Genomic DNA, 12,199 nt, shown 5'->3' on the forward strand with positions numbered 1-12,199 from the left:
TCGCTGCCTGCCGTCCTCGTGGACCGCGTCGGCGTCGTTCGCGTCGGGAGGCGCTTTATAGGCGGACAGACCGAACCCGGCAAGCGCTTTTTTCGCCCTCGCTGCATTTTTCTTCGTCAGAAGGCAGCGTTGGGGATTTCGTCCTCATGCCACGTGCGGCCATCGCGCTCGATGAGGGCGATGGCCTGGGACGGCCCCCAGGTGCCGGCGATGTAGGGTTTCGGCAGGTCATGACGCGCTTTCCAACCATCCAGGATCGCCTCGGCCCACTGCCACGCCGCTTCGACCTCGTCGCGGCGCATGAACAGGGTCGGGTTGCCGCGCACCACATCCATCAGCAGGCGCTCGTAGGCATCGGGGAAGCGGCCACCGAAGGTTTCGGCGAAGCTCAGGTTCAACGGTGCCGGGCGGACGCGCATGCCACCGGGGCCTGGCTCCTTGGTCATCAGATGCAGACGGATGCTTTCGTCCGGCTGGAGGCGGACGATCAGACGGTTGGCCTGCAACTCGCCGGCGCTCTGCGGAAAGATCGAGTGCGGGATCGGCCGGAACTGGATGACGATCTCCGACATCTTGGCCGGCAGGCGTTTGCCGGTGCGCAAGTAGAAGGGGACGCGCGCCCAGCGCCAGTTGTCGATCTCCACCTTCAGCGCGACGAAGGTCTCGGTGCCGCTGCCGGCGGGAATGCCCGCCTCGTCGGCGTAGGCCGGCACGGCGCCGCCGGCAACGGCGCCAGCGCGATATTGGCCGCGCACGGTGCAGCTTGTGATCTCGTCCTCGCCGATCGGCTTCAGGGAGCGCAGCACCTTGAGCTTCTCGTCGCGCACCGATTCCTGGGCGAGCGAGATCGGGCATTCCATGCCGACCAGACAGACGAGTTGCAGCAAATGGTTCTGCACCATGTCGCGCAACGCGCCGGAATGATCGTAATAGTCGCCCCGCCCCTCGACGCCGACCGTCTCGGCGACGGTGATCTGGACATGGTCGATGTGGTTGGCGTTCCACAGCGGCTCGAACAGGGAATTGGCAAAGCGCAGGGCCAGCAGGTTCTGCACCGTCTCCTTCCCGAGATAATGATCGATGCGGTAGATCTGCGGTTCGGCGAAGACGGCGCCGACCCGTTCGTTGATCTCCCGCGCGGAGTCGAGATCGCGGCCGATCGGCTTCTCCAGCACGACGCGGGCGTCCGGCGTCACCAGCCCGGCGGCGCGGAGCCCGTCGCAGATCGGGCCGAACAGGCTGGGCGAGGTCGCAAGGTAGAAGATGCGCACCGGCCCGTCGCGGCCTTCCAGCCGGCCAGCCAGCTCGCCCCAGCCGCTGTCGGTGGTCGCGTCCACCGGCACGTAATCGAGACGCGCCAGGAAGCGGTCGAGCAGCCCCTCGTCCAGCTCGTCGGGCGCCACATGGCGGCGGATCGCCGCGTCGGCCCGCGCCCGGTAGTCGGAGGGGGCGAGCGCGCTGCGCGACACGCCGATGATCCGGCTGCCGGCGGCGACCTGCCCGGCGCGGTCGCGCAGATAAAGCGCCGGCAGCAGCTTGCGCAGCGCCAGATCGCCGGTGCCGCCGAACACCGTGTAGTCGAAGGCGGGCAGCGGTGCGGCGGCGGCGGTGCGGGTGTGCGGCATCGGTCTTCGGCCCTCCGGTCGATCTTGGGGGTTCGGTGGCCGCGACCGGTCGGCCGGCGGCCAGCAGGGACAGGACGGCGTCACCACCGGCACCTGTGCGGCATCGTGCCACAGCGTCCGGCCCACGACAACCGCATCGGCGAATCCGGTCCGGAATTCAAAAGCTTCGCCGCGCGGCCCGGCCGCCTGTCCAGGCTATTGGTTGACCAGGATCTCCCGGCTCGGGCTGTAGTTGAGATGGAGCGGCAGGATCGCCGCTCCCAGGGCCGCCGCCTGCCGCCCGACCTGCCCGAGCCGCAGCGGCGGCGGCCGGCGCGCCTCCGGCACCGCCTCGTCCAGGCAGCGGTTGAGGCGGGATTCCAGGTCGCGCCGCACCTCCATCGGCAGGTCGGCGTCGATGACGATGGCTTCGACGTCGAGCAGGCAGGCCGCCGACAGCAGCGGCATCACCAGCGCGTCGGCGGCGTCGTCCAGCCATTCCGCCACCAGACCGGGGTGCAGCGGGATGGCGCGCTCCAGCTCGCTGCGCAGGACCACCTCGACGCCGTTGGCCCGCAGATGGCGGATCAGCGAATTGATCGAGGCGCGCGTCAGCAGGATGTCGCAGCTGTGGGTCGGGCGCGGGGCGGAGGCAAGACGCGACGGCCCGACCGGCATCAGCCCGATGTCGCCGGCGTTGCCGGTGACGCCCCGGTAATACTCGCCGTTCAGGACCAGCCCGCCGCCGATGGCCGAACCGATGAAGAGATAGGCGAAGGTCTGAAGCTCGCGGCCGCAACCGCGGAACATCTCGGCGACGGCGGCGGCGGTCCCATCATTCTCGCGGAACACCGGCAGGCCGGTCGAAGCGCCGAGCCGGGCGGCGATGTCCACGTCGTTCCACACCCTGTAGGCGTCGACGCGGATGTCCAGCTCGCGCCGCCAGCTTCCCATGTCGTAGGGGGCGGCGACGCCGATGCCGGCCAAGCGGTCCTTGGCATCGGAAGGCAGCGCGTCGCGCATCGCGGCGATGTCGCCCAGCGCCAGCGCCAGCGATTCCTCCGGCATCGGGAAGTCGCGTTCGTGGTGGCGGCGTTCGACGACATGGCCACGGAAGTCGACCAGCAGCGTGTCGACCGAACGGCGGCCGACCTTCACCCCGATGGAGTAGGCGCCTTCCGGGTTGAGCGACAGCAGGGTCGCCGGCTGCCCACGGGCACCGGACCGCTTGCCCTCGCTGCGGATCAGGCCGCGCTCCTCCAGCTCCTTGACGATCACGCCGGCGGTGTTGCTGGTCAGGTTGACGGAGCGCGAGAGATCCGCCTTCGACGCCTGCCCCAGCCGGCGCAGCGCGTTGAGGATCACCCGCTCATTGAACTGGCGCACGTTGACCGAGTTGCTGCCCTGACCGTTCCCGGCTCCATGGCCTGCCCCGGCCCCCGCCACGACGCCGGCCGCGCTGTTCACGCACATGACGTTGGACAACCCGACACCCTCCCCCGACCGCCCGTCCGTTGCGGTTCATTATGGCCGAATCCATGAAACCGGGTGAGCGTCTTGAACGCAACCGTCCGCATGACCACCGGCGTCGGGCGCCGTCACGGCCGGCCGCGCCCGCCGGCAGCCTTTTCCGAACGGCGGGCGAGCGCCGCCTCGATCTCGTCGCCGCCGGCGCCGAGGACCGCCGCCGGATCGACCGCCACCTCCAGGTCGGCCGGAGCGGGGGCGGATGCCGTTCGGCGGCCCCCTTCGCCGAGCAGGACATGGGCGATCACGGCCAGAACCGCCATCCCCGGAATGACGTCGGTCAGCGCCACGAAGGGGTTGGCGAACAGCAGCGCCGCGGCGGTGGAGCCGGCGAGGCCGCCGCCGATCTGGAGAAAGCCGGTCAACGCCGACGCCGCCCCGGCGATGGTCGGGTAGCCGGCCAGCGCGTCGGAGGTCGCCCCCGGCATGACCAGCGCGATGCCGAAGGCCCACAGCGCCGCCGGCCCCATGACGGTGGCGAGCGACGGCGGCAACAGCCGCAGCCCCACCGCGAAGCCGAGCGCGCCGAGCAGGACGAGGGCGAGGCCGGCCGGAATCAGGCGCCGCGCATCCACCTTGTGCAGCAGACGCCCGCTGAGCGCGGCGCCGGCCGTGTAGGAGCCGGTCTGCAACAGCATCGCCATGCCGAAATGGGTCGGGGTCATCCCGACCGTCTCGATCATGACGAAGGGCAGCAGGGCGGCCAGCGTGTAGAGCCCGCCCAGCGTCAGGCCGAGCACCAGCCCGGCCCGCATGAAGCGCCGGTCGGCCAGCAGGGTGGCGTAGTTGCGCAGCACCCGCGACGGGCGGGCGTTGTCCGGGTTGCGGGCGGCGTTGGTTTCCGGCACCCCGGCGAACAGCAGCAGCACCACCAGGCCATAGACCGCCATCACCAGGAAGATCGCGTGCCAGCCGACGGTCCCCAGGATCAGGCCGCCCAGCGTCGGCGCCATCGCCGGGGCGATGGCCAGCATCAGGCCGATCAGGTTGAGGATGCGGGCCGAATTCTGCCCGGTGAACTGGTCGCGCACGATGGCGCGCGAGATGGCGATGCCGGCCGCCGCCCCCACGCCCTGCAACAGCCGCCCGGCGAGCAGCCAGTCGATCGAGGCCGACAGCGCCGCGACGACGCTGCCCAGCGCGTAGACGGCGAAGAAGCCGAGCGCCACCGGCCGCCGGCCATAGGCGTCCGACAGCGGGCCGCAGGCGAGCTGGGAGAAGGCGAAACCGAAGAAATAGACGCTCAGCGTCAGCTTCACCGCCGCCGGGGTGGTGCCGAAGGCCTCCACCAGCATCGGCATCGCCGGGGTGTAGAGCGACAGGCTCAGCGGCCCGAGCGTGACGATCAGCGCGCCGACGACCGCGGTGCGCATTTCCGACATGACCGGTTTCATGGAGTCTCCGTTGGGCGCTGGGCGGAGCGTTCCCCTGGGCGTTTCCCTGGGCGTTCGTCATCCAGCAGCCGGGCGCGCAGGCGCAGCAGCATGGCCTTGCAGGCCGCGATCTCGCCGGGGGTGAAGTCGGCCAGCACCGTCTCCCGCGCAGCGCCCAGCACCTCCAGGGCGCGGGCCAGCAACGGTTCGGCGGACGGGGCCAGACGAACGGTCTTGGCGCGGCGGTCGGACGGGTCCGGCTCGCGCACGACCAGCCCGTTCGCCTCCAGCCGGTCGAGATAGCCGACCAGGGTCATCGGCTCGACGCCCATGACGGAGGCCAGCGCCGCCTGACGCGCTCCGGGGTGGCGCTGGGCGTAGATGAGGGCGCGCGCCTCGCCGGGCGTCAGCCCCAGCCGGGCATCCGTCAGCGCGCGGTCGTAGCGCGCGCGCAGCAGCCGCGCGGCGTCGATCAGCGCGAGGCCGAAGGGAATGTCGTCGTCCATGGTCATTTCATAAGGGACCCTTATCAAATGACGCAACCGCTCGGCGGGCGGGGCTGGCATGCGCCCCTCTTCGTCGCGGGACTGGAACCGTCAGGCCGGCGCGGCGGGCCGGGCGCCGTCCAGGAACAGGGCGATCGCCCGCCGGACGTAGCGGTCGACCTCCTCCATGGGAAGCGGCCGACCGGGCAGGATCAGCCGACGCCACAGGATGTTCCCGGAGATCATTCCCATGAAGGCCTCGGCGGCGGTCTCCGGGTCGTCGATGCGCAGGGTCCCGGCGTCCGACAGGCGCTTCAGATAGTCGGACAGGCGGCGGATGGTGGTTTCCGGGCCGATGTGGAAGAAGGATTCGGCGATGTCGGGGATGCGGGCGCCCTCCGACACCAGGATGTGGACGATGGAGACCGTCCGGTCATTGAGGAGGATCTGGACGAAGCGCAGCGCGAACTTGGTCAGCCCGACCTCGGGCGAGGCGAGATCGTCGGCCTGGGCCTCCGACAGCCCTTCCAGGATGTGGAGGCTGTTCTCCTCCATCATCGCGCGGAACAGCCCCTCCTTGTCGCCGAAATGCTCGTAGAGGGTCGCCCGCGACCCGCCGGCCCGGTTGATGATGTCGGTCAGCGTCGTCTTCTCGAAGCCCTTCTCGATGAACAGGAGCGCCGCGGCTTCGAGGATCGCCTGACGGCGCGCCAGCCCGCGCGGGCCGACCGTCGGGCCGCAGGGCGGCGTGACGGTCGAAGAGTCCTTGTCGCTGCTGCTCATCCTGTCTTCCTTCGACCGGGATTCCGGCCCCTCCGGCCCGCCATGTGACACGCCGGCACGCTAATGCAGAACACCGGCACGGGATAGGTCATCGACGCGCCGGCGGGAGAACGATCCTTGGCCCCCGCCCCGGCCCTTCCCCGCCCAGCGGATGAAGGCCGGGGCGGGGGCTCGCGTGCCAGCCCTTACCGCGACAGCAGGATCGGCACGTCGGCCCGGGCGAGGACGGTGCGGGTGGCGCCGCCGAAGACGAACTCGCTGATCTTGGAGCGTCCGTAGGCGCCCATCACCAGCAGGTCGGCGTCGAGGCTGCGGGCGCGCTCCAGCAGGATGCCGCCGGCGTCCGTCCCCGGACACTGCTCCAACACCACCTCGACCCCGTGGCGGGCGAGGTGGCGGGACATGTCGGCGCCGGGCTCCGCCCCCAGGCTGTTCTGCGCGCCCGGCACCACCACCAGATGCACGGACTCGGCCGCGACCAGGAAGGGCATGGCGTTGGCGATGGCGTTGGCCGCCTCCCGGCTGCCGTTCCAGCCGACGATGACGCGCTGGCCGACCCGGTTGGACGGCCAGCCGGCCGGCAGCAGCAGGGTCGGCCGGCCCGACGCGAAGATCACGTCCTCCGACAGGCTCAGCATCCGCCGCGGCCCCGCCGGGCGGGCGGGCGGACCGACGATGGCGAGGTCGGCGTGGCGGGCGTGCAGCATCAGCGCCTCGCCGTCCTCGTTCTCCGACAGGCGCCACTCACTGGAGACCGTGCCACGGTCGGTCAGGCTCTCGAACGCCTTGCGGGCGCGCGTCTCGGTGTCGCGGACGGCGGCGCGGTGCTTCTGCAACAGCGCCTCCACCCCGCTGCCGCGGGCGAAACCGTTGCTCGGGTGCAGTTCGATCCGGTTGGCGACGAAGGTCGCGATCAGATGGGCGCCCCAGCGTTCGGCGAGCGCGGCCGCGAAGGCCATGCGGCTGATCCGCGTGTCCTCTTCCTCGATGAAAACGACGATGTCCTTGGGAGTCACGGGCCTTGGCCTCTGTCGGCGGGTGAAGGGGAGATCGGGAGCGGAACGGACCGGGCGGCGCTCTCACCCGGTCGCCGGCACGCCCGGCGCGGGTCCGACCCCGCGCAGGAACATCCGGACGGCGGCGCGGACCTCGCGCTCCAACTCGGCGGGCGCCACCGGTTCGGCGGGAAGGATCAGACGCTTCAGCAGCAGATTGCCGGTGATCATGCCGGTGAAGGCGCGGGCCGCAACGTCCGCATCCTGGATGCGGATCCTCCCCAGCGCGGCGAGCCCGCGCAGGCAATCGGCCAGCCGCCGGTTGGTCTCCTCCGGGCCGGCGCGCAGGAAGGACTGCGACAGGTCGGGGATGCGCCCGCCCTCGGACACCAGCGTTCGCAGGATCGCCATCGTCTCGGGTGCCGCCAGGGTGCGGGCGATGTGCAGGCCGAACTCGTTCAGCCGTTCCTCCGGATCGTCCCGCGGCGTTCCCGTCGCAGCGGCGGGAGCCGCCATCCCATTGAGGACACGGGCGCAATGCTCCTCCATCATGCGGCGGAAGAGCCCCTCCTTGTCGCCGAAATGCCGGTAGAGCGTGGTGCGCGAGCCGCCGGCCCGCTCCAGTATGTCGGTCAGCGAGGTGGCGGCGAAGCCCTTCTCGACGAACAGCGCCGCCGCCGCGTCCAGCAGGGCGCGGCAGCGCGCCCAGCCCCGTGGGCGGACATCGGAGGAATGAAGATCGGCCGGATGAAAATCAGGCGGCCGGGCGTCGATTTCCGCGACGATTTCGGCAGGCCGGTCCGTATCAGCCACTGCGAACCCCCCTTGCGCGATGGGTCGATCTGAATGTATCGTCGAGTACAGTGTACTGTATGAGACAGTACTAAGAAAAGCGGTTTGTTTCGAGTGCAAGTTTCGGGCGTCCGGGGTCTCCGGCTCCCGCCCTGTTGAGGTCCCGCCGCACATCGCCCCAGCGCCCTTCGCGCGGCGGGGGCGCCTGACGAGGAAGCAGATGTCGAGAGCGAACACAGCATTGTCCCTGGCCGTGGCGGCCGCGCTGGCCGTGGCGCTCGCCGGGTGCCAGCAGAAGGCGAAGACCAGCGGCCCGCCGCAGGCCGGACCGGCCGAGGTCGCGGTGGCCACCGTCACGCCGCAGCGCCTGACGGTGACGACCGAGCTGCCCGGCCGCACCACCGCCTACCGGGTGGCGGAAATCCGGCCGCAGGTCAGCGGCATCGTGCTGAAGCGGTTCTTCCGCGAGGGCAGCGACGTCAAGGCCGGCGACCAGCTCTACCAGATCGACCCGGCGACCTACGAGGCGTCGCTGGCCAGCGCCCAGGCCGAGGTGCAGAAGGCCGAGGCCAATTTGCAGGCGGCCCGCAACAAGGCGTCGCGCTACAACGACCTCGTGCGCAACAGCGTCGTCAGCAAGCAGGACTTCGACGACGCGCAGGCCTCGCTGAAGCAGAACGAGGCGCAGGTCGCCGCCGCCAAGGCCGCCTACAACCTCGCCCGCATCAGCCTGGACTACACCCGCGTCTACGCGCCGATCTCCGGCCGCATCGGCAAGTCGGCGGTCACCGAGGGCGCGCTCGTCACCGCCAACCAGGCCACCGCGCTGGCGACCGTCCAGCAGTTCGACCCGATCTACGTCGACGTGACGCAGACGGCGACGCAGCTGATGCGCCTGCGCGACGACATGGCGAGCGGCCGCATCCGCCCGGCCGAGCCCGGCAAGATCCCGGTCACGCTGTTCCTGAACGCCGCCGAAAGCCCCTACCCGCAGCGCGGCGAGCTGCAATTCTCCGACGTCACCGTCGATCCGGGCACCAGCTCGGTCCAGCTGCGGGCCGTGTTCCCCAACCCCAACCAGGAGCTGCTGCCCGGCCTGTTCGTCCGCGCGCAGGTCGAGCAGGGGGTCGCCGACGGGGCGATCACCGTGCCGCAGGCGGCGGTGTCGCGCGGACCGGATGGCGGCGCGCGGGTCTGGGTGGTCGGCGACGGCAACAAGGCCACGCTGCGCCCGATCAGGACGGAGCGCGCCGTCGGCAACGCCTGGCTGGTGTCGGAAGGCCTGACCGCCGGCGAGCGCATCGTCGTCGAGGGCTTGCAGAAACTGAAGCCGGGCGCCGAGGTGAAGCCGGTTCCGGCGCCGAGCACGGTGGCCGCCCTGCCCGCCTCCGGACAGCCTGCTTCCGCCCAGCCCTCCCAGCCCGCGCCCAAGGCGCCGTAAGCCGGGAGCCGCAACCATGTCGAAATTCTTCATCGACCGGCCGGTCTTCGCCTGGGTCATCGCCATCGTCATCATGATGGCCGGCGCCCTGGCGATCCTCGGCCTTCCCGTCGAGCAGTACCCGAAGATCGCGCCGCCGACGGTGTCGATCACCACCAGCTATCCCGGCGCCTCGGCCAAGACGCTGGAGGACACGGTCACCCAGGTCATCGAGCAGAAGATGACCGGGCTGGACCATTTCCGCTACATGTCCTCCAGCAGCGATTCGTCGGGCAACGTCAACATCACCCTGACCTTCGAGCCGGAGGCCAACCCCGACATCGCCCAGGTGCAGGTGCAGAACAAGCTGCAACTCGCCGTGCCCCTGCTGCCGCAGGAGGTCCAGCAGCGCGGCCTCCAGGTGTCGAAGGCGGGCAACGACTTCCTGATGGTGGTCGGCTTCGTGTCGACCGACGGGCGGCTGACCCAGGGCGACATCGCCGACTACGTGTCCTCCAACCTTCAGGACACCATCAGCCGCGTCGGCGGCGTCGGCGACGTCACCGTCTTCGGTCCCCAGCACGCCATGCGCATCTGGATCGACCCGGAGAAGCTGAACAGCCACCAGCTCACCACGCTGGACATCACCGCGGCGATCAAGACCGAGAACGCCCAGGTTTCCGCCGGCCAGCTCGGCGGCGCGCCCGCCGTCCCCGGCCAGCGCATCAACGCCACCATCACCGCCCAGACCCGCATGCAGACGCCCGAGGAATTCGGCGGCATCCTGCTGCGCGTCAACCCCGACGGCTCGCAGGTGCGGCTGCGCGACGTGGCGCGGATCGAGATCGGGTCCGAGACCTACGAGATCACCGCGCGCTACAACGGCAACCCGGCGGCCGGCCTCGGCATCAAGCTGGCGACCGGCGCCAACGCGCTCGACACCGCCGCCGCCGTCAAGGCCCGCGTCGCCGAGCTGGCGGCCTACTTCCCGGCCGGGCTGGAGGTCATCTACCCCTACGATTCGACGCCCTTCGTCAAGATCTCGATCCACGAGGTCGTCAAGACGCTGTTCGAGGCGATCATCCTCGTCTTCGTCGTGATGTACGTCTTCCTCCAGAATTTCCGGGCGACGCTGATCCCGACCATCGCGGTCCCGGTGGTGCTGCTCGGCACCTTCGGCATCCTCTCGGCCTTCGGCTTCTCGATCAACACGCTGACCATGTTCGGCATGGTGCTGGCCATCGGCCTGCTGGTCGACGACGCCATCGTCGTGGTCGAGAATGTCGAGCGCGTCATGAGCGAGGACGGCCTGCCGCCGCGCGAGGCGACCCGCAAGTCGATGGACCAGATCACCGGCGCCCTGATCGGCATCGCGCTGGTGCTGTCGGCGGTGTTCGTGCCGATGGCCTTCTTCGGCGGCTCGGCCGGCGCCATCTACCGCCAGTTCTCGCTGACCATCGTCTCGGCGATGGGGCTGTCGGTGCTGGTGGCCCTGGTGCTGACCCCGGCGCTCTGCGCCACCATCCTGAAGCCGATCAAGCCCGGCCACCACCACGGCAAGCGCGGCCCCTTCGGCCTGTTCAACCGAGGCTTCGACGCCAGCAGCCGGGTCTACCTGCGCGGCGTGCGCGGGTCGGTGACGCGGCTGGTCCGCTTCGGCCTCGCCTATGTCCTGATCCTCGGCGGGCTGGCCTACCTGTTCCTACAGATGCCGTCCTCCTTCCTGCCGGAAGAGGACCGTGGGCAGCTCTTCGTCCTGTGGTCGGCGCCGCCCAACGCCAGCATCGAGCGCACGACCGAGACCGCCCGCGCCGTCACTGCCCATTTCCTGGAGAAGGAGAAGGACAGCGTCGAGGGCCTGTTCACCATCGTCGGCTTCAACTTCTCCGGCCGCGGCCAGAACGCCGGCATGGCCTTCGTGCGGCTCAAGGATTGGAGCGAGCGCGAGGCGCCGGAACGCAAGCCCGCCGCCATCGCGCGGCGCGCCATGGGCGCGCTGTCGGCGGTGAAGGACGCGATGGTCTTCGCCTTCCTGCCGCCCTCGGTGCCCGGCCTCGGCAACGCGACCGGCTTCGACATGCAGCTCGTCGACCGCGCCGGCCTCGGCCACGAGCGGCTGATGCAGGCGCGCAACCAGCTCCTCGGCATGGCGGCGCAGAATCCCAAGCTGGTCGGCACCCGCCCCAACGGGCTGGAGGACACGCCGCAATACCGGCTGGAGGTCGACCGCGAGAAGGCGAGCGCGCTCGGCCTGTCGCTCGGCGACATCAACACGACGCTGTCGGCGGCCTGGGGCTCGACCTACGTCAACGACTTCATCGACAACGGCCGCGTGAAGAAGGTGTATCTCCAGGCCGACGCGCCGTTCCGCATGCAGCCGACCGACGTCGACCGCTGGTACGTCCGCAACAACGCCGGGCAGATGGTGCCCTTCTCGGCCTTCACGACGGCGCGCTGGACCTACGGCTCGCCGAAGCTGGAGCGCTACAACGGCGCCTCATCGGTCAACCTCCAGGGCTCGGCCGCGCCGGGCATCAGTTCGGGCGAGGCGATGGCCGAGATGGAGGCGATGGCCGCCAAGCTGCCGCCGGGCATCGGCTACGAATGGACCGGCCTGTCCTTCGAGGAACGGCTGAGCGGCTCGCAGGCGCCGGCCCTCTACGCCCTGTCGATGATCATCGTGTTCCTGTGCCTCGCCGCCCTCTACGAGAGCTGGTCGGTGCCGGTCTCGGTGATGCTGGTGGTGCCGCTCGGCGTCATCGGCGCGGTGCTGGCAGCGCAGTTGCGTGGACTGCCGAGCGACGTCTATTTCCAGGTCGGCCTGCTGACCACCATCGGCCTGTCGGCGAAGAACGCCATCCTGATCGTCGAGTTCGCCAAGGCGCTCTACGACGAGGGCATGGAGCTGAAGGAGGCGGCGATCGAGGCCTGCCGCCAGCGCCTGCGCCCGATCATCATGACGTCGCTGGCCTTCATCCTCGGCGTGCTGCCGTTGGCGATCAGCAGCGGCGCGGGCTCGGAAAGCCAGAACGCCATCGGCGTCGGCGTGATGGGCGGCATGATCGCGGCGACGGTGCTGGGCGTGGTGTTCGTCCCGGTCTTCTTCGTCGCCGTCTACCGCCTGTTCGTGCGCCGGTCGGCCAAGGGTTCCGGCGAAACCGGCCCCGGCGACGCGCCGGGCGCGGCGGAGCCCGTCCACCAGCCGTAACGGGGGCGCCGC

9 protein-coding genes are annotated in these 12,199 nt (G+C 70.3%); 2 read left to right on the forward strand and 7 right to left on the reverse strand.

What is annotated here, in order from left to right; genetic code table 11:
* Nucleotides 1-116 precede the first annotated feature (116 nt).
* The 7 genes from zwf to J2847_RS21300 form a co-directional block, all read right to left on the reverse strand.
* Nucleotides 117-1,625, reverse strand: coding sequence for a glucose-6-phosphate dehydrogenase (zwf, locus tag J2847_RS21270; protein ID WP_209780845.1), 1,509 nt, complete (start codon nucleotides 1,623-1,625; stop codon nucleotides 117-119).
* A gap of 195 nt (nucleotides 1,626-1,820) precedes the next feature.
* Complete coding sequence (locus tag J2847_RS21275; RefSeq protein ID WP_209780846.1) at nucleotides 1,821-3,089, reverse strand: ROK family transcriptional regulator; 1,269 nt, start codon at nucleotides 3,087-3,089, stop codon at nucleotides 1,821-1,823.
* A gap of 113 nt (nucleotides 3,090-3,202) precedes the next feature.
* On the reverse strand, nucleotides 3,203-4,525 hold the full coding sequence (locus J2847_RS21280; protein ID WP_209780847.1) for a multidrug effflux MFS transporter: 1,323 nt from the start codon (nucleotides 4,523-4,525) through the stop codon (nucleotides 3,203-3,205).
* Nucleotides 4,522-5,010 (reverse strand): MarR family winged helix-turn-helix transcriptional regulator, encoded by a 489-nt coding sequence (locus J2847_RS21285; protein WP_209780848.1) that lies wholly within the window; start codon nucleotides 5,008-5,010, stop codon nucleotides 4,522-4,524. Before J2847_RS21285 ends, J2847_RS21280 begins: the two co-directional genes overlap by 4 nt.
* Before the next feature lie 90 nt (nucleotides 5,011-5,100).
* Nucleotides 5,101-5,772 carry a TetR/AcrR family transcriptional regulator gene (locus tag J2847_RS21290; RefSeq protein WP_209780849.1) on the reverse strand — a complete coding sequence of 224 codons (672 nt, stop codon included), beginning with the start codon at nucleotides 5,770-5,772 and terminating at the stop codon, nucleotides 5,101-5,103.
* Nucleotides 5,773-5,957: 185 nt separating this feature from the next.
* Nucleotides 5,958-6,788 (reverse strand): universal stress protein, encoded by an 831-nt coding sequence (locus J2847_RS21295; protein ID WP_325169453.1) that lies wholly within the window; start codon nucleotides 6,786-6,788, stop codon nucleotides 5,958-5,960.
* A 63-nt stretch (nucleotides 6,789-6,851) separates the two neighbouring features.
* Nucleotides 6,852-7,580 carry a TetR/AcrR family transcriptional regulator gene (locus J2847_RS21300; protein ID WP_325169454.1) on the reverse strand — a complete coding sequence of 243 codons (729 nt, stop codon included), beginning with the start codon at nucleotides 7,578-7,580 and terminating at the stop codon, nucleotides 6,852-6,854.
* A gap of 199 nt (nucleotides 7,581-7,779) precedes the next feature.
* On the opposite strand from J2847_RS21300, the gene J2847_RS21305 reads away from it, so the two are divergent.
* Entirely contained in the window at nucleotides 7,780-9,000 is a 1,221-nt protein-coding gene (locus J2847_RS21305) for an efflux RND transporter periplasmic adaptor subunit (protein WP_209780850.1), read from the forward strand.
* Between the two features lie 16 nt (nucleotides 9,001-9,016).
* Nucleotides 9,017-12,187, forward strand: a complete 3,171-nt coding sequence (locus J2847_RS21310; protein ID WP_209780851.1) for an efflux RND transporter permease subunit — start codon at nucleotides 9,017-9,019, stop codon at nucleotides 12,185-12,187.
* Nucleotides 12,188-12,199 lie beyond the last annotated feature (12 nt).

It is taken from the genome of Azospirillum agricola (assembly GCF_017876095.1).
GTDB lineage: Bacteria > Pseudomonadota > Alphaproteobacteria > Azospirillales > Azospirillaceae > Azospirillum > Azospirillum agricola.

Coding starts and splice junctions, on each gene's coding strand:
- J2847_RS21305 (WP_209780850.1), top strand. CDS start 7,780: ATGTCGAGAGCGAACACAGCATTGTCCCTGGCCGTGGCGGCCGCGCTG.
- zwf (WP_209780845.1), bottom strand. CDS start 1,625: ATGCCGCACACCCGCACCGCCGCCGCCGCACCGCTGCCCGCCTTCGAC.
- J2847_RS21280 (WP_209780847.1), bottom strand. CDS start 4,525: ATGAAACCGGTCATGTCGGAAATGCGCACCGCGGTCGTCGGCGCGCTG.
- J2847_RS21290 (WP_209780849.1), bottom strand. CDS start 5,772: ATGAGCAGCAGCGACAAGGACTCTTCGACCGTCACGCCGCCCTGCGGC.
- J2847_RS21285 (WP_209780848.1), bottom strand. CDS start 5,010: ATGGACGACGACATTCCCTTCGGCCTCGCGCTGATCGACGCCGCGCGG.
- J2847_RS21310 (WP_209780851.1), top strand. CDS start 9,017: ATGTCGAAATTCTTCATCGACCGGCCGGTCTTCGCCTGGGTCATCGCC.